19 protein-coding genes, 1 other RNA gene and 1 pseudogene are annotated in these 21,708 nt (G+C 70.2%); 13 read left to right on the top strand and 8 right to left on the bottom strand.

Annotated features, from left to right (window positions below; all coding sequences use genetic code 11):
- Positions 1 to 211: 211 nt before the first annotated feature.
- Both ABEA24_RS22830 and ABEA24_RS22825 read left to right on the top strand, forming a co-directional pair.
- Positions 212 to 2,203: a zinc ribbon domain-containing protein gene (locus tag ABEA24_RS22830; RefSeq protein WP_345433015.1), complete on the top strand. Its 1,992-nt coding sequence runs from the start codon at positions 212 to 214 to the stop codon at positions 2,201 to 2,203.
- A 32-nt stretch (positions 2,204 to 2,235) separates the two neighbouring features.
- Complete coding sequence (locus tag ABEA24_RS22825; protein WP_345433014.1) at positions 2,236 to 3,099, top strand: DMT family protein; 864 nt, start codon at positions 2,236 to 2,238, stop codon at positions 3,097 to 3,099.
- Between the two features lie 17 nt (positions 3,100 to 3,116).
- On the opposite strand, the gene ABEA24_RS22820 is transcribed toward ABEA24_RS22825, so the two are convergent.
- Positions 3,117 to 3,779 carry a 2'-5' RNA ligase family protein gene (locus ABEA24_RS22820; protein WP_345433329.1) on the bottom strand — a complete coding sequence of 221 codons (663 nt, stop codon included), beginning with the start codon at positions 3,777 to 3,779 and terminating at the stop codon, positions 3,117 to 3,119.
- Positions 3,780 to 3,799: 20 nt separating this feature from the next.
- Positions 3,800 to 5,074: an NsdA family TPR-like regulatory protein gene (locus tag ABEA24_RS22815; protein ID WP_345433013.1), complete on the bottom strand. Its 1,275-nt coding sequence runs from the start codon at positions 5,072 to 5,074 to the stop codon at positions 3,800 to 3,802.
- A gap of 148 nt (positions 5,075 to 5,222) precedes the next feature.
- Here ABEA24_RS22815 and ABEA24_RS22810 point away from each other — a divergent pair, with 148 nt between their 5' ends.
- Positions 5,223 to 5,504 (top strand): hypothetical protein, encoded by a 282-nt coding sequence (locus ABEA24_RS22810; RefSeq protein WP_345433012.1) that lies wholly within the window; start codon positions 5,223 to 5,225, stop codon positions 5,502 to 5,504.
- Between the two features lie 285 nt (positions 5,505 to 5,789).
- Here ABEA24_RS22810 and ABEA24_RS22805 read toward each other — a convergent pair whose 3' ends face one another.
- Positions 5,790 to 6,260: a hypothetical protein gene (locus ABEA24_RS22805; protein ID WP_345433011.1), complete on the bottom strand. Its 471-nt coding sequence runs from the start codon at positions 6,258 to 6,260 to the stop codon at positions 5,790 to 5,792.
- Between the two features lie 450 nt (positions 6,261 to 6,710).
- Between ABEA24_RS22805 and ABEA24_RS22800 the strand changes: the two genes are divergently transcribed.
- The 4 genes and pseudogenes from ABEA24_RS22800 to ABEA24_RS22790 all read left to right on the top strand — a co-directional run bounded on the left by ABEA24_RS22800 (position 6,711) and on the right by ABEA24_RS22790 (position 8,491).
- Complete coding sequence (locus tag ABEA24_RS22800) at positions 6,711 to 6,848, top strand: hypothetical protein (protein WP_345433010.1); 138 nt, start codon at positions 6,711 to 6,713, stop codon at positions 6,846 to 6,848.
- A 66-nt stretch (positions 6,849 to 6,914) separates the two neighbouring features.
- Positions 6,915 to 7,175, top strand: a pseudogene (locus ABEA24_RS53630) (DUF2332 family protein); the annotation flags it as partial.
- Entirely contained in the window at positions 7,072 to 7,428 is a 357-nt protein-coding gene (locus ABEA24_RS22795) for a DUF2332 family protein (protein ID WP_486303925.1), read from the top strand. The pseudogene ABEA24_RS53630 and the gene ABEA24_RS22795, both read left to right, overlap by 104 nt.
- 295 nt (positions 7,429 to 7,723) lie before the next feature.
- The gene (locus ABEA24_RS22790; protein WP_345433328.1) at positions 7,724 to 8,491 is read left to right on the top strand and encodes a 1-aminocyclopropane-1-carboxylate deaminase/D-cysteine desulfhydrase; all 768 of its coding nucleotides are present in this window, start codon (positions 7,724 to 7,726) and stop codon (positions 8,489 to 8,491) included.
- 37 nt (positions 8,492 to 8,528) lie between these two features.
- Here ABEA24_RS22790 and rnpB read toward each other — a convergent pair.
- The 4 genes from rnpB to ABEA24_RS22770 all read right to left on the bottom strand — a co-directional run bounded on the left by rnpB (position 8,529) and on the right by ABEA24_RS22770 (position 11,623).
- Positions 8,529 to 8,915, bottom strand: an RNA gene (gene rnpB, locus ABEA24_RS22785) — RNase P RNA component class A.
- Positions 8,916 to 8,931: 16 nt separating this feature from the next.
- Positions 8,932 to 10,062, bottom strand: coding sequence for a bifunctional RNase H/acid phosphatase (locus ABEA24_RS22780; RefSeq protein WP_425551221.1), 1,131 nt, complete (start codon positions 10,060 to 10,062; stop codon positions 8,932 to 8,934).
- Positions 10,059 to 10,802, bottom strand: a complete 744-nt coding sequence (locus tag ABEA24_RS22775) for a zinc ribbon domain-containing protein (RefSeq protein ID WP_345433008.1) — start codon at positions 10,800 to 10,802, stop codon at positions 10,059 to 10,061. Before ABEA24_RS22775 ends, ABEA24_RS22780 begins: the two co-directional genes overlap by 4 nt.
- Entirely contained in the window at positions 10,799 to 11,623 is an 825-nt protein-coding gene (locus ABEA24_RS22770; RefSeq protein WP_425551227.1) for a Nif3-like dinuclear metal center hexameric protein, read from the bottom strand. The genes ABEA24_RS22775 and ABEA24_RS22770 overlap by 4 nt, the downstream gene beginning before the upstream one ends.
- A 181-nt stretch (positions 11,624 to 11,804) precedes the next feature.
- Here ABEA24_RS22770 and ABEA24_RS22765 point away from each other — a divergent pair, with 181 nt between their 5' ends.
- On the top strand, positions 11,805 to 12,083 hold the full coding sequence (locus ABEA24_RS22765; RefSeq protein WP_345433006.1) for a DUF6191 domain-containing protein: 279 nt from the start codon (positions 11,805 to 11,807) through the stop codon (positions 12,081 to 12,083).
- A gap of 64 nt (positions 12,084 to 12,147) precedes the next feature.
- On the top strand, positions 12,148 to 12,516 hold the full coding sequence (locus ABEA24_RS22760; protein WP_345433005.1) for a hypothetical protein: 369 nt from the start codon (positions 12,148 to 12,150) through the stop codon (positions 12,514 to 12,516).
- 186 nt (positions 12,517 to 12,702) lie between these two features.
- Here ABEA24_RS22760 and ABEA24_RS22755 read toward each other — a convergent pair whose 3' ends face one another.
- Entirely contained in the window at positions 12,703 to 15,552 is a 2,850-nt protein-coding gene (locus ABEA24_RS22755) for an ATP-binding protein (RefSeq protein ID WP_345433004.1), read from the bottom strand.
- 119 nt (positions 15,553 to 15,671) lie between these two features.
- Between ABEA24_RS22755 and ABEA24_RS22750 the strand changes: the two genes are divergently transcribed.
- From ABEA24_RS22750 to ABEA24_RS22735, 4 genes are all read left to right on the top strand, one after another.
- The gene (locus ABEA24_RS22750; RefSeq protein ID WP_345433003.1) at positions 15,672 to 16,439 is read left to right on the top strand and encodes a class I SAM-dependent methyltransferase; all 768 of its coding nucleotides are present in this window, start codon (positions 15,672 to 15,674) and stop codon (positions 16,437 to 16,439) included.
- 83 nt (positions 16,440 to 16,522) lie between these two features.
- Complete coding sequence (locus ABEA24_RS22745; RefSeq protein WP_345433002.1) at positions 16,523 to 18,322, top strand: serine/threonine-protein kinase; 1,800 nt, start codon at positions 16,523 to 16,525, stop codon at positions 18,320 to 18,322.
- Between the two features lie 290 nt (positions 18,323 to 18,612).
- Complete coding sequence (locus tag ABEA24_RS22740) at positions 18,613 to 19,170, top strand: RICIN domain-containing protein (RefSeq protein WP_345433001.1); 558 nt, start codon at positions 18,613 to 18,615, stop codon at positions 19,168 to 19,170.
- Positions 19,171 to 19,577: 407 nt separating this feature from the next.
- Positions 19,578 to 21,152, top strand: coding sequence for an alkaline phosphatase D family protein (locus ABEA24_RS22735; protein ID WP_345433000.1), 1,575 nt, complete (start codon positions 19,578 to 19,580; stop codon positions 21,150 to 21,152).
- Positions 21,153 to 21,708 lie beyond the last annotated feature (556 nt).

Below are 21,708 nucleotides of genomic sequence, written 5' to 3'. Positions count from 1 at the left end.
TGATATGTCACGTAGCGGTCACGAGAGGGCGTCGAGTTGCCGTGGTTGCTCAAGATGACGAAAGCGGCGTGCACTCGATGACGGTTCGCCGGTGGGCAGTCGACGCCCTGACGGGCTGACCTCGCTCAGATTTTCGGATCACCGAGCGGAACACCGACGAGGATCGCTACTATGTGTACATGCTTGGTCGCGTACCGTCCGATCGTGTCGCATGAGCCGGAAACTTCGGCTGGCCGCCGGTCAGGTGGCGCGGACCGCGTCCGCCCGGGTCCTGCTGTGTGGTGGGGTGGATGAGAAGACCGGTGAGGCCCTGACGGCGCGGGCGGTGACCGAGCGGGTGGGCTGGGCCGCGGACCTGGTCGCCGACATGACCGCCGGCCTGCTGGCCGGGCACTGGAACGCCGAGGACGTGGCTCGACTGGCGGCCGGGGTGGATGAGGCGGGCCGTGTCTTGCCGTCGAATGCGTGGATGGCGTTGCGCCGCTTGGGCTGGGCCGTGAACGTCCCTGCGGGGGCCAAGGTCAATGACCGGATTGTGCGGATGGCTCAAGAGCAGGCCGGGCGGGTCCTGCGTGGTGCCCAGCACCGCGCCGAGATGGTCGTCGGGGTCCTCAACACCTGGCCTGCCGATCCGGCCAAGCGCATGGCGGTCGAGTGGGATGCCGTCCGTGAGGCGATCCCGGATGGCCGGTCCCTGTCTGGCAGCGTGATCAAGGCGCGCACCCGGCAGATCAGCGCCTTTCTCAACGCTCATGGGCGGTTTCCGGTCGATGTGTTCGAACTGGAGGAGGCGCCACGCGTGGCGCGGATGCTGGTGTTGGCCGCGGTGGACCGCCAGCAGGCCACCTTGGAACGCGCCGAAGACGACCCAGCCAGAGTGCTGTTGCGGGTGCAGTTGCCCACCCGCCCGGATCCGCGCTCGTACGCCGACTGGTCCTGGGTGGCCTGCCCTCTCACGTTGCCGCCCACCGTCCCGCCTGATTCGGTGCTGCACCTGCCCACTCTGCGCCCCGCCAGTCGGCCGGGCGGTGGCAGGGTGCACGCCGACCTGGCGTTCTCCTATCCCGTCCCCAAGGCCAAACGAACCGGGCACACCATCGCACTGGGCGTGGACTGGGGGCTGAATACTCTGCTCAGTGCCGGGGCTTGCCGTTTGCATCCCGACGGGACCATCACCGCGCTGGGGGCGGGGGCGATGTTTAGGGCTGGTGGGGTGATGGCCCGTCAGCACCGGCTGCGCCGCCACGGCGAACACCTGCACGCCAAAACCGACACCTACGAATGCCTCATCGGCGACCGGGAGGGCCACTACCTGACCGCCAAACACGCCGTCCTGACGGCCGAACGCCAACACGTGGCCGACCGCCGCACCGGCCTGAACGACGCACTCGCCTGGTCGGCCGCACGCTGGGCCGTGGACCAGGCGACCGCCGCGGGCGCGAGCGTGATCTATGTGGAGGATCTGCGGTCGATGGAGGCCAAGGGCATGGGCCGCACCCTCAACACCCGCCTCTCCCAGGCCGTGCGCGGGCAGATCACCGGCAACATGCGGCACCTGGCCGCCGAGACCGGCATCGCCGTCGTCACCGTTCCGGCCCGCAACACCTCCAAGCACTGCCCGCACTGCCTGCTGCCACTGCGGCACTGCAAAGCCCCCGACCGGCCCACCACACCCGGATGGAAATGGGCGATCTGCCCCGACCCGCAATGCGGCTGGCAGGGCGACCGTGACCACGGCGCGTGGCGGCGCATCGCCGCCCGTGGCCTGGCGCACCAGCACAACACCACCGTCGTCGACCGCGCCACCGGCCACATGGCCATCGGCCGCGTCATCGACACGCTCGAAGCGGGCGCGGTCATCACCCCGACCGCCGCTCCCAAGGCCAGCGGGGGTGACCGGTCCAAGACCGGCCCCACCCCGCGCCGAACCCCACGCCCCGCGCCCAGGCGACGCAGGGCACCCTCCACCCCCGGCCCCCAAAGGCCGGCGGGTCAGCGTCCGGAGGGACACGCTCACACGGACCACAAGCCGCCCCGCGCGGCCTGCCGGCACCAGGGCGTGCACACGATCAGCTCAAACACCCCCACCGCCGGCCGGCACCGGCCAAAAGGAGCGGCACTGGGCGCAGGCTTCCACCTGCACGCCCACGCCACCCCACCCCGGTGGGCAGATCCCCCAGTCACAACACCCCAATGTGACTAGCGATCCCTAGGCTGATCAGAGACGCTCAGGGAGTGATCTGGAGTCTCCTCGGGGCGATCGCCGCGGCCGTGTGTTTCGGCACGGCGAGTGTGCTGCAGGCGCTGGCGGCGCGCACCGCGCCGACGAGCACGGGCGTCGACCCTCGCCTGTTGGTCCGCCTGGTCCGTCGGCTTCCGTTCCTGCTCGGTACAGGCCTGGACCTTCTGGGCTTCGTCGCCGAACTGGCCGCGCTGCGGTCGTTGCCGCTGTTCGTGGTGCAGGCGATGGTCGCCGGGAACCTGGCGGTGACCGCGGTGGTCGCCGCCCGGGTCCTGCACTTTCGGCTGGCGGTGCGAGAGTGGGCCGCCGTGGCGGCCGTGTGCATCGGCCTGGCTCTGCTGGGACTGGCCGCCGGGCACGAGAACCCGGCGGCGGTGAGCCTGACGTTCCGGATGGCGCTGCTCGGGTGTGTCGCCGTGATCGCCGTGATCGGGGTCGCAGCGGGGCGGCTTCGCGGAGCGATCAGGTCTGCGGTGCTCGGACTGATCGCCGGACTGGGCTTCGGTCTGGTGGCCATCGGCGCACGGGTCCTGGTGAGCCTGTCTCCTCTTGATCTCCTGCGAGACCCGGCGACGTACGTCGTGGCGGGCGGCGGGCTGGTGGCGTTCCTGTTCTTCGCGACCGCGCTGCAGCGCGGCTCGGTGACCACGACCACCGCGGCGATGGTCGTCGCCGAGACCGTCGTGCCCGCGCTGGTCGGGGTTCTCCTTCTCGGCGACGGCACCCGTCACGGATACGCCTGGAGCGCCGTGCTGGGATTCGTCATCGCCGTCGGCGGCACGCTCGCCCTCGCCCGCTTCGGCGAACCCACCACGGAGACCGACGAGATGAGACCTTCCTCAGCGTCCCTTCAGTGAGCCCACGTCCGGAGGGGCTAGTCCGCCGCGTTCTGAGCCGAGCGGGCTGGCCTCTGGCCGCGAGATGCCACCGATTCTGCCTGACCAAGGCGAACCTCTGCGACTGGATGCCAATCCCACCGCCGTTCTGCCCCTTCTTGAACGATAAGACTGACAGCGCTGACGGTGGCGTTGCACGGCGGCAGTTCATACCCAAGAGCATCGATCAAAGGCTGAGCAGGTTGATTCGTCGTGCTGTAACACAATGTGACATGAGGCATCCACGTCTTAGATTCGCGCAGACTGAGTTTTCCAGTTACCTCACACGTGGCTGTTTCCAGCATCTCAACGAGCGGTTGCAGGGCATCCCCGGGATCGACCCTTACCATGATTGCTTCCGGGTGATAGATAATCTTTCGAAGGCTTACGGGCATCGGTTCGATGACGGACGCACGTTGTGAAGCTCGATCGGCGAGCTCAGCCAAGGCGCTCGATGAGAGTTCTTCGGTGTGACCAACGACCAGGGTTGTCATATGCAGCCAACGTAGTGGCGTCATATGGAGGCCGGTGAACTGGGACAACCTCTCCTGAACATACTGAGCTTGATGGCATACACGAGGGTCGGCGCCGAAGAGAACATGCCAGTAGGCGACTCCCTGACCAGGCCCGGGCTCTGAGCGACTATGCCACCGGTCGATCATCTGCTTAGGCAATGGGCTCATCAATTCACCCTTCCGGAGTTCTCAGTCAGCGCACCAGCATTGAACTCACGTATTTGATGGAGCAGACTAACGGCTGCAGGGCTCTTCAGGAACCTCCGTTGTCGAAGGAGGCCTGCCAGATCTGCGAGATACCGAGTGACTGTCGCCATACGGAACTCCGGCTCTAGTGTCAAAAGAGGTTCGACCTGCTCAACTGCACCGTCCAGCGAGCCCTTCATCAGGTGGGCGATCTCCGAACCGACCCGGATCTGCCCCCATAGGCTGGGTGACCGTGGCGTTCCGGCCGCCCACGTGGCGTCAGCCGTGGCGACTGCTTGAAGCGCCGCATCGGGGTCACCGATGCGAGTCAACACGGAGATCGCCAGAAGCGCCTGCCTCGGCCGCGGAAACGACCACACACAGGTCTCCGGACCTGGGTTTGCGAGCTCATCGGCTGCCCGTTCAGCTTTAGCGAGCGCCTCACGTGCTCGCCGGACGTCTCCAAGAAGGCCGGCCGCTCGGGCCTCGTAGCTTGCCAACATCGCTCGGACGGGTGATGGAGCGCTGTGCTCGAATCCTCGCCGAGCCAGGTCCGCCGACTCCACGAACTTGTTTCGCCATCGCGCCGTCTTCGCCAGTGCGGCCCATGCGAATGCTTCGTTGGCCTCCGCTTCCTGCGCTGCAAGCAGCGCCGCCTGACCGAAGATCTCGGCTACTCGATCCTGGTTGAGATCACCGAGGATCACACAGGCGTGCGCGAGGAGATCTGCGTCCACGCGAAACAATTCGCGGGTCTCCCGCAGGCGCTGCTTCCCTGATCGCAGTAACTCCTGGACTTGACCGTGAAGCCGAACGACATCGGCGATAAGTCGCCCTGCCGGTGTACATGCATGGTCCTGGGCGAGCCGCGCCGTCGTCTCGAGTAGGTGATCTATAGCGTCTCGGCTTGTGTTCGTCGCGGCGAGCCAAGACGTGAGCGCCAGCGCGTCCGCCAAGGTCGGTGCGTCACTGGGATTTCCTCTGTCGACGGCGGGATCATCGCCGAACAATGCCGCGTGAGACAGTCCAAAGACCCGGCAGTACAGCTGGGCATAGAGGTCTCCGGGCTTGTGATCACCGGCTTCGTAGCCCCGTACATACCGCTGAACGCTCTCGACACTGGGCAGGGCGCGCCGTGTGTCGGCATCAGCCGCCCGGACGAGGCGGACGGCCATCGTCTTCTGGCTCCACAGCCGGCGCTTACGTTCGTCGCGTAGCCGGATGGCCCAGGTCGGAACCTCGCCGCCTCCGGTCATCACTACGGCCACCTCTAGTCGATGACGAAAATCCGTCTCCTAATTTATCCCCCTGTCATTGAAACCACTCGCGGCCAGGCTGAGACCAACAGGGCGGCGACCAAGACAGGAACCCCGTCCCATACCGAGGCACGAGGAAGGAGGAACTGTGACCTCAGACAACCGCAATCTCGGCATATTAGTGGAATTGTGCCGCGAGCTCATCAAGCTCGGCGTCAACGTCGGCCTGAGCGATGCGCGCCCAGCGTTGTCCGTACGCGGCGACCTGATCAGCAAGAAGGTATGGATCGAGATCGATCAATCCGGGGAGTCGTTCGTATGGCGCCGGAACGATCAGGCCCGCCACTCGGTCGGTGATCCTGCAGGCGCGGCGGCAAAGATCGCAGAGTACGTGAAGGGACGGGATATTGATTCCGGTGAGACGCGGTGATCTCTGTCTCCGCTTCCGTCCTGAGTCGACGATTCCCGGGTCTGGTGTTCTGGTTCGGCCACAGAACGGGGACTTGGTGGACGCTCGTGTACACACCGAGAGGATGGCGACTGGTCGAGGCGAATGATCCGGATGAGCTGACCCGAGCAGTCATCCACTCCCACGGGTGGCCGTGGCCTTGTCCGCGCCAGGGAGCCCGCTGGAGCCTCGGTGTCCGATCACGCCCGTGAGGCTTCTCGCGGTCGCGTCAAGGCCGTTCCCGTCTGGCGTCAGGCGGGAACGGCCTTACGGCCGACGTTCAGCGAAGCCGACCGCACGGCGCAGCCACTCCTCCTGGTAGGCATCCTGTTCCGCGACGGTTCCGACTTTTGAAGCGGGGGCCGGCGAGAATATGTATCGATACGGAAGTCGTAGGCGGAGATAGCCGAGGAGGTTGCTGATCAGCATCAACGTCGGCGACCTGTATCTGATGACCAGTTCCGCCCCACCGCCCATCTGACGGCTCATCTGGGTTGGCCAAGAATCGATCCTCGCGCCGACGACCAGGAACCGAAAGCCCTGCGCCTCAGGGTTCTCACGAAGGGCTCTGAACGCGTCGAACAGATCGCTTCCAGATCCTGTCCAGACCCGCCTGTTCTTGTCGCTCGCCTCAACGCGCCACTCCCCCGAATCCTCGGCAACCGCGACCACGGACCAGGTCTCCGGATCTCCGTGAGGGGTGAGCACAGAGATTTCTTCCCTCAATTCATCAGCCACCGAACAACATCCGTTCTCCAGCCGAAGTCTCGCCTCGATACCCTCGCAGTGGCATCAAACCGCCTTCAAGGGTGCGGCACCATGCGGATGCGCGGATCAGAGCCGGACGGCTCCGGAGCGGAGCCTGTCCTTATTCGCGGACGGGCTGGCACCTGCCTGCCCGCAATGGCCCGTCGCGAGGTATCGGCGTACGGCTTCGCGTACAGAGCCAGGTAGTACAGGTAAACATGCCGAGGTGATCAGCGTCTCGGTGGTGGTGCCGTAGTGTTGATCATGGACTCTGCCGGGTCGTCTTGATCGTCTGGCAGGTCGTCGTGGCGCTGAAGTCCTCATGATCAAGGTTGGTGAACTCGTTGCCCGAGGGGCAGAGCACAGATGAGGCCGTAGAGGCCGGACGGCTGCGCCGCCTGTTCCAGTTCTTCGCCGACACGCAGTGCCGGGGCCGCTCCGATGGTCTACGAGACGCTGAGCAAAGGCGTAGCCGGCAATGACGCTTTGCTCGACATGCTCATGCGCACGCCCAGCGAGCAGCGGCGGCCCAGCCTGCTGTTCGCTGCGGTGAACCTCATCCTGGCCGCGCATCCTTGACGCGGCGCTCGCGGCCTATTACCCGGTGCACGGCGGCCGGCGGCCGGTGGACGAGCATCTCGTCGCGGCGTTCGCCGCTTCTGCGCCGAGCACGAGGACGAACTCGGTCGGCTGCTGCGCACCAAGTCCACCCAGACCAACGAGATCCGCCGATGCGCGGCTCTCCGGCTCGGGCTCGGTCACGTCCACCAGCACTGGCCCGGACCACTGGCCCTGGCCGAGGCTGCTGGACGGCCTACCGGGCCGCGAGCCCGTCGTGGTCTCCACCGCTTCCCTGCTCAGCTACCTCAACGCCGGCGCCCGGACCGCCTTCCTCGGCCGGCTTGACGAGCTCGCCCAGCGGCGCCCGGTGGCCTGGGTCTTCGCCGAAGCCCCCGGTCTCGTCGCCACCACCGGCCTCTCCGTGTCCGCCCTGCAGGGGCCGTTGGCCGGGCGCAATGGCCTCTATCTGGTCGGTGCCAGCCTGCGCGACGCGGGCCGGCACGACGACAGCCTGGTCGCCATGGCCGACCCCTACCTGCGCTGGCTCGCCCCGGCCCGGACCCCCGCCGACGACTTCCAGTGGCTGCCCGCCGACTGACCACCAGGCGTGCCCGCGCCGTCGGCCGGTCCGAGGGCAGGCCGGCCCAAGTCGCCGGACAGCTTGAATGCCCCCGGGTTCCCGCCCCACGGCAGGCCGCCGGCCAAAGATCGTGCCCGCCCCTCCGTCGCTGCGTACGGTCGGGGTATGGCGGCAACCGAACGCGAGTGGATCAGGCAGAGAGACGCTTCCTTTCGCTTGCCCTCGCCTGTCGAGGAGCTGGTGGATTCTCGGCTGGCTGATCGCTCGGTACGGCTGTTGCTCAAGCGGGATGACCTGATCAACCCGGAGATTCCTGGGAACAAGTGGCGCAAGCTCAGGTACAACCTCGAAGCCGCCCAGCGCGATCTACGAGACGCTGCTGACCTTCGGGGGCGCCTACTCCAACCACATCCGGGCGACTTCGGCCGCCGGTCACCACTTCGGGTTCAGGACGATCGGGGTTATCCGCGGCGAGCCGCACGAGCCGTTGAACCCTGTGCTGGCCTATGCCGTCGAGCATGGTATGACCCTGACGTACTGGGACCGTACGACCTACCGACGTAATCATGAGGCGGACGTCGTGCAACGGCTACACGATGAGTTCGGTGAGTTCTATCTGCTGCCAGAGGGAGGAAGCAACGCTCTGGCACTACGAGGATGCGCGGAGATTCCCGAAGAGATCACCGAGCACTTCACCACCATCTGCTGCCCGGTGGGAACGGGTGGCACCTTGGCCGGTATTGCCGCAGGACTCCAGGTCGGACAGGAGGCGATCGGGTTCTCCGCGCTCAAGGGAGGCGGGTTCCTCAACGAAGAGGTCCGAGAGCTGCAAGAGCAGGCCTACGGTCGAGAACGCGGTCGCCGGCGGATCGAGCTTGACTACCACTTCGGTGGATACGCAAAGCAGAAACCGGAACTGACCGCGTTCATCGATGACTTCGCCGACAAGCACGGCCTGCGACTGGATCGCATCTATGGCGCAAAGATGATGTACGGCGTCTTCGACCTTGTTGAGCGTGGTCGATTCGCCAAAGACTCAGTCATTGTCGCAGTCATTACCGGCATCGCAGGGGATGTCTAAGGCTTCTCGCAGCACGCCAGATCAGGGGCGTGGATGACGGACGAGTCGGCCTGTAGGCCGGGTTCTGTGCCTCCGCTCGCGCGGAGCGACGGTCATCCATCTAGGGCCGCCGTTGCCGGCGGCCTCGAGCGGTCTACCCGCAGGCCTCGGGCGGGCCGCCCTCGAACGCCTGCGCGGGCCCGCCGAGGCGGGCCCTTCTTGACCTTGCTCCGGGTGGGGTTTGCCGAGCCGCCCCAGTCACCTGGGGCGCTGGTGGTCTCTTACACCACCGTTTCACCCTTACCTCCGGCAGGCGGAGGCGGTCTGTTCTCTGTGGCACTTTCCCGCGGGTCGCCCCGGGTCGGCGTTACCGACCACCCTGCCCGGTGGAGCCCGGACCTTCCTCGTCGGAGCGAAACTCCGACGCGACCGTCCGGCCGACTCGTCCGTCTCGGATCATTTTACCAAAGGGCCTGGTTTTCGGCCGCCTCGCGCAAGTGGTGGGTGTCGTTGAGGGACCGTACGACGGCGGGGCCGTCGGCGTACCAGTCGACGACCGACAGCGATCCGACGTCCAGGTGCATCCGGTACAGCGCGGAGGGCGGGGCGTCGAGGGCCAGGCGGACGAGCGTCTTGATCGGTGTCACGTGCGACACGACCAGGACGGTCTGTTTCCGGTAGCGGACCAGGAGCTTGTCGCGGGCGGTGCGGACGCGCTTGACGGTGGCGTCGAAGCTCTCGCCGTACGGGGGTGCGACGGACGGGTCGGCGAGCCAGGCGTCGAGTTCGGCGGGCCAGCGTTCGCGGACCTCGGCGAAGGTGTAGCCCTCCCAGTCGCCGAAGTCGGTCTCGCGCAGGTCGTCCTCCGTGCGGACCGGAACGTCGATGACCTGGGCGATCTCCTGGGCGGTCTGCAGGGTCCGTTTGAGGGGCGAGGTGACGATCACGTCGATGCCCCGCCCGGTCAGGGCCTTCCCCGCGGCTCGGGCCTGGGCGAGGCCCGTGTCGGTCAGTGGGATGTCGCCGGTGCCGGCGAACCGGCGTTCGCCGGAGAAGGGCGTCTCGCCGTGCCGGAGCAACAGCGTCGTCGTCGGTTCGGTCGTCGGCGGCGCCCATCCGGTGCTGGTGGTGGGCGGGTCCGGCTGCTCGTCGTCCTCGACGGTCGACGGCGCCCAGGTACGGCCCTCGGCGGCGGCGTCCATGGCCTCATTGGCGAGCCGGTCGGCGTGCTTGTTGCGCTCCCGGGGGATCCAGGTGTAGCGGACCGACGAGAGTCCGGAGGCGATCCGCTGCGCCTGGAGGGCCAGCGGCTTCATGTCCGGATGCTTGATCTTCCAGCGGCCGGACATCTGCTCGACGACGAGCTTGGAGTCCATCCGGACCTCGACGTCGGCGCCGGAGTCGAGCTGGGCCGCGGCCTCCAGGCCGGCGATGAGGCCGCGGTACTCGGCGACGTTGTTGGTCGCCACCCCGACGGACTCGGCCCGCTCGGCGAGGACCTGACCGGTCAGGGCGTCGCGGACCACCGCGCCGTACCCGGCCGGGCCGGGGTTGCCGCGCGATCCGCCATCGGCTTCGACGATGAGTTTCACAGGCCGGATTCCGGGGTGCGGACGAGGATCCGGCGGCACTCCTCGCAGCGGACGACCTCGTCCTTGGCCGCGGCGCGGATGGCGTTCAGCTCGACGGTGTTGAGCTGGAGGTGGCAGCCCTGGCACTGGCCGCGCAGCAGGGCCGCGGCGGCGACGCCCCGGTGCTGTTCGCGCAGCTTCTCGTAGAGCTTGAGCAGGTCGTCGGGGACGTCCCCGCTGACACCGGACCGGGCGGTGCGGGTCAGCTCGGCCTGGCCGTCGATCTCCTGGTAGGCGGCGTCGCGGCGCTCGGCCAGCTCGGCCAGCTCCTTGTCGGCGGCCTCCTTGTCCGTCTCGACGGCGCGCAGGCGGTTCTCCGCCTCCTCGCGGCGCTCCATCACCTCGAGGACGATCTCCTCGAGGTCGGACTGCCGCTTGTTCAGGGACGCGATCTCGGACTGGAGGTTCTCCAGGTCGCGAGCGGAGGAGACCTGGCCGGAGTCGAGCCGCTTCTGGTCGCGCTCGGCGCGGGCGCGGACCTGGTCGACGTCCTGCTCGGCCTTCTTCTGCTCCCGGTCGATGTCGCTGATCTCGGTCTGGGCGGCGACGAGCGCGTCGGCGACGCCGCCGATGCGCTCCTCGACCTTCGCGATCTCCGCGAGCTCAGGGAGGCCGCGCCTCCGGTGGGCGAGCCGGTCCAGTGTGGTGTCCAGCTCCTGCAGGTCGAGGAGGCGCAACTGGGCTTCAGGTGCTGCTTTCACGAATTTCCTTCATGGGATCGAAAGGTCCACGCGTCGGTCACGACGGTGGAGATCCGGGTCTCCACGCCAGTCTGGCGCACCAGGCCCGCCGCGTCGCCGAGCCACGGCCATTCCGTCGCCCAGTGTGCGGCGTCGACGAGCGCAATACCCCCATCTTCGCGGAACTCCGACGCCGGGTGGTGACGGAGGTCGGCCGTGAGGTAGACGTCGGCCCCCGCGGCCCGCGCCGTGCCCAGCAGCGAGTCGCCCGCTCCCCCGCAGACCGCGACCGTACGGACCGGCGCCTCCGGGTCGCCCGCGACGCGGAGACCGGCGGCCGTGGCGGGCAGGCCCTTCGCCGCCACGTCCGTGAACTCCCGGAGCGTCACGGGGGCGGGCAGCTCGCCGATGCGCCCGAGCCCGCGGCGCGGGTCGTCGGCGGACGGGCTGAGAGGGCGCAGCGGCCCGGTGAGCCCGACGGCGCGGGCGAGCGCGTCGGACACGCCCGGGTCGGCGACGTCGGCGTTGGTGTGCGCGGTGTACAGGGCGGTGCCGGCGGTGATGAGCCGGTGCACGATGCGGCCCTTCGGCGTGGTGGCCGGCACGCCGTGCACGGGCCGCAGCAACAGCGGATGGTGGGTGACGATCAGGTCGGCGCCCCAGTCGAGGGCCTCGTCCACCACGGCGGTCACCGGGTCGACGGCGAACAGCACCCGGCGGACGACGGCGTACGGATCGCCGCAGACCAGGCCGACGGCGTCCCACGACTCCGCCCAGGCGGGGTCGTAGCGGCCTTCCAGGAGTGTGATGATGTCGGCCAGTGTGGTGGGCACCCTCCGCAGCGTACCGTCCGAGATCGCGGGAATCGCGCATACCAAGATCACTAGAATCGCGCATAGCATCGGCGGGGCCCCGGTGCGGAATCCTGGTGCCCGGCCGAACGTTGGAGGTTGCGTGAAATCACCGTTTCGACGGCGCCGCAGGCGTCCGCGTAAGCGTCCCGCTGTTGCCACTGAGCCGGAAGTGATCGACTGGCCGAAGGACGGCAGCGGCAAAGGCAGTGGCCTGATGTCGGCGATCCGGGGCGACTCGTCGTCCGGCGCCGGGTTCGGGCCGGGAATGTTCGCGGACCTGCAGGCCGCGTTCGGTGGTGCGGGCAAGCAGATCCAGCTGGAGGAGCAGGAGAAGGAGAAGACGCGCCGGCATGAGCTGCACACGCACAGCACGCCGGGCCGCGACGACCTCGACTCCGGCACCATCAGGATCACGAAGCGCCGTGAGCCGGAGGACGAGGAGAAGTAGCGCCCGCGGTATTTTCTCCTACCCTTACTCGAACATTCTTTCGAGTTGAATCTATCCTGACGTTGTGACCGCGTACGTGCCGCCCGGCTGGCCTTCGGGAGTGCATCCACCGGGCTCCGAGAGATTCGAGGACACGGCGGTGGCCTGGCTGTTCGACCTGGTGCCGCCCGAATACCGCAGGTACGGCGTGCTGCGGCGCTATCCGGTCGTGCTCTCGCGCATGGCCCGTCAGCACGTCGGCGCCGCGCTGGAGGCCGCGCGCGAGGGATTCCGTACGGCGCGCGCCGAGCTGTCGGACCTGGTCCCCGCTCACGGGCTGGAGTCGGTGCTCGAGATCTACCGCCGCGAGGGCACCCGCCTGGCGGCGGTGGCCCGTGCGGTGGAACTGGTGGACACCGGGCTGCGCGGCGGCACGTTCACCCCCAAGCTCTGAGCGGTCGGCACGATCCTCCGGCCCCGGGCTCCAGGGAACCCGCGACCCGGCTGAAAGGATTCGGAAAAGGTCGCTCCCGCCCAGGCTCCGGGCGACTCGGCCGAAAAGATCCTGAAAGGTCCCTCCCGCACTATGCTCCGGGGCTCCGGGGGACTCTCGAGCCGGGCTGTGAGGATCCCGAAAACGTCAGCCGGACGCCCGGAACAGGTGGGCGGCCGCCCCGCGGTTGGGCACGCCGAGCTTGCGCAGGATGCGCGACACGTGGACGCCGACGGTCCGTTCGCTGATGAACAGTGTCTCGGCGATCTGCCGGTTGGTCCGCCCGCTGCTGAGCAGCGTGAGCACCTCGGCCTCCCGCGCGGTCAGCCCCGGCACGGACTCCTCCGCCGGGACGAGGTCCAGCCGCGCTCGCCGCGCCAGGTCCTCGACGTTCTGACCCACCCCGCCGGCGCCGAGTGCGCCGATGGTCTCCCACGACGCACGCAGCGCCTCGACCGCCTCGTCGCGCGGGCCCCGCACGGCCAGGATCGCCTCCGCCTCCCGGAACCTGCAGTACGCCGCGCGGTAGGCCTCGCCGAGGCGTTCCCACACCTCGGTCACCGATCGCCACAGCGCCGGATCCGGCGTGCCGAGACGAGTGGCCTCAGCCTCGGCCTGCAGGGCGTACGCCTCCGCCTCGGGCGTGGCGGGCATCGCCGCCAGCAGCTCCCGGCACTCCTCCAGCAGCGGCTCGGCCTCGCCCCGTACGGTCGCCTCCACGAGGATCCCCGCCGAGCACAGCTCCGGGCCGATCCTCGTGAACTCGCTGCCCCGGATGACGTCGAGCCCGGCCCGTACGTGCGTCCGCGCGGCGGACAGGTCCTTGTCGAGGATCGCCAGCCGGGCCCGGCAGGCGTGGTAGGCGCTGGCCAGGTCGATGCCGTCGGTGCGGTCCACCGTCTCGGCGAGGCTGGCCAGGTGGCGCCGCGCGCCCTCCCCGTCGCCCCGGCGCAGCTGCAGCTCGGCCATGGCGAGGGTGACGCCCCAGCGCTGCCAGGGCGGCGCCTCGATGTCCATCACCTCGCCGGCGAGCCGATCGGCGTCGGACCAGCGGCCCAGGCGGATCAGCGCGGCGAGCGTGTTGCCGGCGGCGCACAGGCAGGTCGTCCGGCCGTATCCGAGACCCCGGCAGATGCTGACGCCCTCCATGCCGACCTCGGCGGCCCTGGCCCAGTCACCCGCCCACAGCAGCGCGTCGGTGTAGTTGACGTAGGCGCGGCCGATCTCCCAGGCGTCGTCGCGCTCCTTGGCGCTGCGCAGGGCCTCGGCGAGCTCGGACAGGCCGGTGGTCACCTCACCGAGCATGCCGAGGCTGACGCCCATGGTGTTGCGGGCGTGCCCCTCGATGTCGCGGGCACCGACCGCGGCGGCCGCCTCGATGGCCTCCCGGCAGGAGGCCACGGACTCGCGGTACCGGGCCTGGATCATCAGGGCGTGGCCCTGCAGCCCGCGGACCCGGGCGCGTTCGCGGGCCGACTCCTCGGCCGGCAGCAGCGCGATGGCCTTGTCGTAGGCGGCGGACGCACCCGCCATGTCGCCGGCCACCCAGCGGATCCGGCCCATGAGCGTCCACAGGCTCGCCGCGCAGGCGGGCGCGGTCGCCGGGTCGACCTCGGCCATCGCCTCCTCGGCGAGGCGGGCGGCCCGGTCCACCTCCCCCGCGGCCGTCGCGGCATCGGCGGCCCGGCGCATCAACTCGGGGTGGGGCATCCCGGCGCGGGACTCGGCGTCGGGCACCTCCGGCCACAGCCGGAGCGCCCGCTCGTAGTGGGCGAGCGCGACGGCCCAGGCGTACGTGGCCTGTGCGGCCCCGGCGGCGCCGACGAAGCCGCTCAGCGCCCGTGCCGCGTCGCCGGCGGCGTGCCAGTGGCGGGCCAGCTCGGCGGACGGGCCCCGCTTCTCCAGCGCCGTCGCGACGGCGACGTGCAGCCGGGCGCGCTCCCCCGGCAGCAGTTCGGCGTGCAGCGCCTCGCGCAGCAGCGCGTGCCGTACGTCGTATCCGTCGCCCGTGACGACGAGGAGCCGGTGGGCGACCGCCTCGTGCAACGCGTCGTCCAGCTCCACGGGGGACAGCCGGGTCACCGCGGCGATGAGCTCCTCGTCGCTGACCCGGCCGATGGTGGCCACGGCGCGCAGCACGCGCCGGGTCTCCGGGGCGAGGCGCTCGACGCGGGTCAGCAGCACCTCGCGGAGGCTGGCCGGCAGCTCCTTCGTGGTCGGCCCGGCGGCCACGAGCTCCTCGACGAAGAACGCGTTCCCCTCCGACCGGTCGAACAGCGAACCGACCTGCCGCGTCGCGGGCCGGGTGCCGAGGATCCCGGCCACCTGGGCGGCCACCTCGTCCCGGGACAGGCCGGCGAGCTCGATCCGCTCCGCGTGCCCCGAGCGTTCCAGCTCCAGGACGGTGCCGTGCAGTGGGTGGTCGCGCCCGACCTCGTCGCTGCGGTACGTCCCGACGATCAGCAGGCCGGCACGGCGCAGGTTGGCGCCCAGCAGCGACAGCAGGTCGGCGGAGGCCGGGTCGATCCAGTGCAGGTCCTCCAGGACGAGCACGGCCGGGCGCAGCGCGGCCATCCGCTGGAACAGCCCCAGGGCCAGCTCGTACAGGCGGCCGCGTTCGGCGCCGTCCCGGCGGGCCGGCGGGCGCCCGCACAGTTCGGGCAGGAGGGCGCCGAGCTCGCGCGGCGCCTCCCCGAGGACGTGGGCCAGCTCCTCGGCCGTCAGCTCGTCGGCCAGCGGCCGGAGCGCGGCGACGAACGGCGCGTACGGCGCGGCCCCCTCGGCCAGGTCGAGGCAGCCCCCGGTGAAGACCAGGGCGTCGCGCCGTCGGGCGCGCTCGATGAACGTCGCGACCAGGCGCGACTTGCCGATCCCGGCGTCCCCCGCGACGAAGAGCAGGACGGAGGAACCGCCCTGCGCCTGGGTCAGGGCGGCGTCGAGTCGGTCGAGCTCGGCGTCACGGCCGATGAGCGTGGGACACGAAACCCGCCTTGTCACATGGTGAGTATGAACCACGTACGTCGTACACGTAGTTGAAAAGTAAGCAATTATGCTGATGCACTCGATCGGCGGCCTAGTGATCATTAGGCCATCGGCAGTCGACACGGAGGACGACGATGGGGACCGTGCAGGTCCAACCGCACGACAGTACCGGCCGAACGCGCGTACGGGAGGAGCAGGTTCGCCCCCTGTACGCCGCGACCCTCGCGGCGCTGGGCCCGCAGCCCGGCACCCGCCTGCTGCACGTCGGATGCGGAACCGGCACGGCACTGGCCTTGGCGGCGTTCACCGGCGCCGACCTCGCCGGGAGCGACCCCGCGGCGGACCTGCTGTCGGTGGCCCGCGACCGGCTGCCCGACGTCGACCTGCGCGCCGCCGAGAACATCGAGCTGCCCTACGACCGCGGCTGCTTCGACCAGGTCATGGCGTTCGACGCCATCCAGTACGCCGCGTCCCCGGCGGTGGCCGTGGCGGAGCTGGCCCGGGTCACCCGCCCGGGAGGCGTCGTCGCGATCGGCCTGTGGCACAACTGGTCCGGCCGCGAGGCGAGCGCCTTCCTCAGCGCCGTACGGGGCCGGGTGCCCACGCCGCCTACGGAGGGGCCGCCGGTGCACGACCTGTTCCGGCTCCGGGAGGTCATGGTCGAGGCGGGGCTGGACGTCTTCGCCAGCGCGGAGGTCACCCACCGGCACGACTTCGCCTCCCTGGACAGCGCCTGGCACTCCATGACGGCCTCGCCGAACGTCGCGCGCGCCATCCAGATCATGGGCATCGAGGCCGCGCACGAGATCTTCATGGCGAACTTCGCGACCATGCAGCGCGCCGACGGCTCGATCCAGCAGGAGCACCTCTTCCAGTACGCCCTCGGCCGCGCCACGAGCTGAGCTCCGCGGAGTCACGCGCCGTCCGCCAGGTGCCCCGGATCGGCCTGTAGGGCGGTGGAACCGGCGCTATCGTTACCTCTCGCGTGACCGACGGTAAAGACCGAGAGGACGACCAGATGCCTGAGGGCCATCCGCTGCGACCGGGCGACCCGGCGCGGCTCGGGGCCTACCGGCTCGTGGAACGTCTCGGGGACGGCACCCAGGGGGTCGTCTTCCTCGGCCGGGACGCCTCCGGCGCCCATGTGGCGATCAAGCTGCTGCACGCCCGCATGGCGGCCCACCCCGACGCGCGCAACCGGTTCGTCCGGGAGCTGGCCGCCGCCAAGAAGGTCGCCCGCTTCTGCACCGCCCAGGTCCTGGACGCCGACCTCGCCGGCGACCAGCCGTACATCGTCAGCGAGTACGTCGAGGGCCGGTCGCTGCGCGCGGAGATCCTCACCGAGGGTGCGCGCTCCGGCGGAGCGCTGGAGCGGCTGGCGATCAGCACGCTGACCGCCCTCGCCGCGATCCACCAGGCCGGGGTCGTCCACCGGGATTTCAACCCGCAGAACGTCCTGCTCGGAGCGGACGGGCCCCGGGTCATCGACTTCGGCATCGCCCGCGCCCTCGGCGCCGCCCGGAAGAACGAGAGCAACAGCCTCGGCACGCCCGCGTACATGGCGCCGGAGCAGGTGACGGGCGGCGAGATCGGGCCGCCGGTCGACATGTTCGCCTGGGGTGCCACGATCCTCTTCGCCGCGACCGGCCGCCCTCCGTTCGGCAACGAGTCGGTGCCCGCGGTGATGGACCGGATCGTACGCGCCGACCCGGACGTCACCGCCCTGCCCGAACCCCTCCGATCGGTGGTCGCCGCGTGCCTGGCCAAGGACCCGGCCCGCCGGCCCACCGCCCAGCAGGCCCACGCCGCCCTGCTGGGCCAGGATCCCGTCGACGGACTCACGCCTCCCCCGGCGTTCGGCACCGCCGCCGCGGCCGGCGCGGACCCGGTCGGTGGCGGGGTGTTCGCGGCTCCCGGAGGCGTGTCCCACGGCCCCGGTGCCGCTGCCGCCGGAGGCGGTCCGGGCGGCTTGGCCGCCGACGGGACACCCGCGGCGACCGCAGGTGTGTCCCCCGGCGGCGCACCCAGCGGCCCCGGTGGCATGGCCGCCGGAGGTACACCGGCCGGTACCGGAGGCCCGGCGGGCGGGTCGCCGGTCGGTCATGCTCCGGACCCCGTCGGCGCCGGCGAGCCGTCCCGGGCCGAGGCGTCCTTCGTGTCACGGCTCTCCACGACCCGCTGGGTGGTCGGCGCCGGGGCCGTGACCGCCCTGGCGGCCGTCGTCCTCGCCGTCGCCCTCTGGCCCGACGGCGGCAGCGCCGCCACTTCCCCGAAGACGGTGGCCGCCGCCGCGACCCCGTCGCCGTCCTCCTCGGCGCCGAACACGCCTCCGAACGACGCCCTGCTGCAGAGCCGGACCCCTCACCCGTCCGCGACTCCCAGCAAGAAGAAACAGTCTCCCGCCCCCAAGGGACCGGGCTGCAAGGGCTACACCCGCGCGTACGGCCTGCCCGGCACGGGGACGGTGCTGCTCAAGGGCACCGTCTGCCGGACGGCCTACTCCGGCACCCTCGTCCTGGTGGACACGGCACCGAAGGACCAGTGGCAGGCCTGCGCACAGCTCAGGGGGCACCTCACCGGGTCCCCGGGCGGCTTCATCAGCACCGCGCTCATCGCGTCGAAGGGCGGCAGCGTACAGTCCTTCGACAACGGGCCGACCGTCCGATTCGGCGCGAAGACGAAGCGCACCGAGGACTGGGTCCAGCTGAACGCCGGCCGCTGCCGCCGTTCCGGCGGAAAGCTCGTCTCCTCCTGGCAGACCTACGAACGGCTGGCCCCCGGCTGACGCCGGGGCCCGTGGGACAGGCCGTCGCCGCTCAGATCAGGTTGTCGTAGGTCCAGCGCAGTGGTTCTTGAGTCGCGATCAGTCCTCCTGGCCGTCGGGTTACGGACCGGGCTGACAGCGCTCCGGCAGGTGGAGGGCGCTGTGCGGCTCCGGGGTGACGGTGAGGCCAGACGTGTGGGACGGGTCGCGTGAGATTCATGCCGCCGTCGGCGAGGACGCCACGAGCTCACCCGCAGTAGCGTGACGGCATGTTCACAGTCCGTGATGAAGCGTGTCGGGAGGAGACTGATATGCGCGTGCTGGACAGGCCTGGCGGTCGGGTCGTGGCGGGGCGGGCGGCAGCAGGAGCACGGCGGTTCGCGGTGGCGGCCGCCACCGCGGCCGCGGTGCTCAGCACCGGTCTCGGCGGGGCCGTGCCGGCCCAGGCCCATGGAGCGGTCACACCCGGCACCGCCGCCGTCATCCCGCCCGGCCCCTTCAGCATCGAGAACGTCGGATTCCGCGGGCAGGCGCTGACCGCGGACGCCCAGAGCAACACGGTCGTCGGTTCGCGAGCGGGCGAGACCGCCACCCAGCAATGGACGGTGACGTTCGCCGAGGGCGCCTACACCATCAAGAACGTCCAGACGGGCCAGTACGTGGACAGCGACGGCGACCGGGTCGTCCTGCAGGATGCTCCTGCCAGGTGGAACCTGGTCCCACAACCAGGGCACCATTACGTGATCCGAAAGTCTGGGGAGGGCCGGGTCATGTCACTGACCGGCGGCTCCGACGGCGCCCCGGTGCAGCTCAGGCACTACGCCGGCGCCAACCAGCAGTGGGTCATGATCTTGCGCCGCGTGGATTGACGCGGGTTGGGGCCGGGGAGCTCGTGCACCGACGTGCTCGCGGCATACCCCGGGATCCCGGGCCGGTCGTCTCGGCCGGTGTGCAGGATCGTGTCGTCCGGTCCGCCCGTCACCCGCGGTGACGGGCGGGGTGGGTCGGGTGGACATAATGTCTGAACCCGACCACCGCCCAGCCTGCGCTCCGGCCCGCCGGAACCCGCCGCCGACTTGCGGTGGTGTTCCACGGACAGCCCAGAAACGGGCGGTGGGCCACTTCTCGCGCTTAAAACCACCGCCGAGGTGGATCGCTGTTCGCCCATGATGCATCCGGCGCGGAGCGGGTCCGGTCACGAGGCGTCCACTGGAAGTTGTCCGGTCTGTCAGCGTCGCGTCTTGTGACCCTCAGCAGCGGGATCTGAACTAAAGGCGTGGAACTGACACGCCGCACCTTCCTGATCGGCACGGCCGGAATGTCGCTGGCTCCCCGGCGGACGGGCGACCCGTTCACCCTGGGGGTGGCCTCGGGCGACCCGACGCCCGACGGCATCGTCCTGTGGACCCGTCTGGCGCCCAGCCCGCTCGCGGACGGAGGGCATGGAGGCATGCCCGACCGGAACGTCGACGTCGAGTGGCAGCTCGCCGAGGACGAGAAGTTCACCCGCGTCGTACGGTCCGGGACCGCGACCGCGCAGCCGTCCTGGGCGCACAGTGTGCACGTCGAGCCGACCGGGCTCCAGCCCGGCCGGGAGTACTTCTACCGGTTCCGCACCGGCCGGCACCTCTCGCCGACCGGCCGGACACGAACCGCGCCCGCCCCGGGCACCGCTCCGGCGCTGGCGTTCGGCGTCGTGTCGTGCTCCAACTACGAGCAGGGCTACTTCACCGCCTACCGGCGTCTCGGCGAGCAGCATCCCGACCTCGTGCTGCACCTCGGGGACTACATCTACGAGTACGCGCCGGGCGGCTACAAGAACTCCGACGGGAAGATCGTCCGTTCGCACACCGAGCACCGGTGCCAGACGCTGGCCGAGTTCCGGCTCCGGCACGCCCAGTACAAGACCGACCCGGACCTGCAGGCGCTGCACGCCCTCGCCCCCTGGATCGCCGTCAACGACGACCACGAGGTGGAGAACAACTGGGCGGGCGTCCACCCCGGCACGTCCGGCAGGCCGAACTTCCCCCAGCGCAAGACTGCGGGCTACCGCGCGTACTACGAGCACATGCCGCTGCGCCGTACGTCCCTGCCGCACGGGTCCCGCATGCAGCTGTACCGGCGGCTGGCCTGGGGCGACCTGGCGACCTTCCACGTCCTGGACACCCGGCAGTTCCGCGACGACCAGCCGTGCGACGACGGCGTCCGGGCGAACTGCTCCGACCGCCTGCTCACGAGCCGGGTGCTGGTCGGGGGCAAGCAGCGGCAGTGGCTCGCCTCCGGACTCCAGGCCTCACGGGCGCGCTGGAACCTCCTGGCCCAGCAGATCTTCATGGCCCAGCACGACTACCACCTCGGCCCCGGCAAGGAGGTCGTGCTCGACACCTGGGACGGATACACCGCCGAACGGGACCGCGTGCTCGGCGACATCGTCGCCTCGGGTGCCCGGAACCCGGTCGTGCTCACCGGCGACATCCACTGTCACTACGCCAGTGACCTGCTGACCGACTTCGACGACCCCGACTCGCGGCGGGTCGGCGTCGAGCTGGTGACGACCTCGGTCACGAGCGACGGCGACGGGTACGACGTCCCGGCCGCCCGCGCGATCGAGCTCGAGGAGAACCCGCACATCGCCTACGCCGACCAGCGGCGCGGCTTCATCTCCGCCCGGCTGACGCCCACGGAGCTGAAAGCGGACTTCCACACGCTCCCGTACGTGACCCGCCGGAACGCGCCGAGCACCGTGACGGCGAGCTTCACCGTCGCCGACGGCGCCCACCGCCTCTCCCGGTCGAACGCGACGGCCGCCCGCGCCCCGCAGGCGGCAGCGGCCGCAGCCCCCCACCGGTAACCGGACGACATGATCGCCGAGAGGTTTCGGGGCCAGAACCCCGAAATCTCTCGGCGATCGCCGCTGTCCGGGCCGTCAGGCCGCGGAGATACCCGCGCGGACGAACTCGATCACGCGATCCAGGTCGGCGGCGCGTGGCTCGTCCGCCTCGTTCGGCCTTGGCGTACGACGCGTGGGCCCGGCCGCGGAGTCCCTCATCGTCCGCGATCGCCCGGGCGCGCAGCGACCGCAAGCGCCGCGCTTCTCCGCTCCGATGCGTACGACCTCGCTCCGTCCACCGGCCGCGACGGCCGCCGGCAGGAGTCGGCCTGAGCCAGCAAAGGCCCCGGCGGCAGGGCGCGGGACTCAGGAGATCGCCTAGCCGAGCAGCTGCGCGCCCTCGGCGACCAGCGCGACCTCGCTCCGTCCACCGGCCGCGACGGCCGCCGACAGGAGTCGGCCTGAGCCAGCAAAGGCCCCGGCGGCAGGGCGCGGGACTCAGGAGATCGCCTAGCCGAGCAGCTGCGCGCCCTCGGCGACCAGCGCGACCTCGCTCCGTCCACCGGCCGCGACGGCC

Origin of the sequence: Actinoallomurus vinaceus, assembly GCF_039542055.1 — a bacterium.
GTDB lineage: Bacteria > Actinomycetota > Actinomycetes > Streptosporangiales > Streptosporangiaceae > Actinoallomurus > Actinoallomurus vinaceus.
Note: the sequence above shows the minus strand (reverse complement) of the source record. Positions and strands in the feature narration are given on the sequence as shown.

Coding starts and splice junctions, on each gene's coding strand:
- ABEA24_RS22830 (WP_345433015.1), top strand. CDS start 212: ATGAGCCGGAAACTTCGGCTGGCCGCCGGTCAGGTGGCGCGGACCGCG.
- ABEA24_RS22820 (WP_345433329.1), bottom strand. CDS start 3,779: ATGATCGACCGGTGGCATAGTCGCTCAGAGCCCGGGCCTGGTCAGGGA.
- ABEA24_RS22815 (WP_345433013.1), bottom strand. CDS start 5,074: ATGACCGGAGGCGGCGAGGTTCCGACCTGGGCCATCCGGCTACGCGAC.
- ABEA24_RS22800 (WP_345433010.1), top strand. CDS start 6,711: ATGGTCTACGAGACGCTGAGCAAAGGCGTAGCCGGCAATGACGCTTTG.
- ABEA24_RS22750 (WP_345433003.1), top strand. CDS start 15,672: ATGGGGACCGTGCAGGTCCAACCGCACGACAGTACCGGCCGAACGCGC.
- ABEA24_RS22740 (WP_345433001.1), top strand. CDS start 18,613: ATGCGCGTGCTGGACAGGCCTGGCGGTCGGGTCGTGGCGGGGCGGGCG.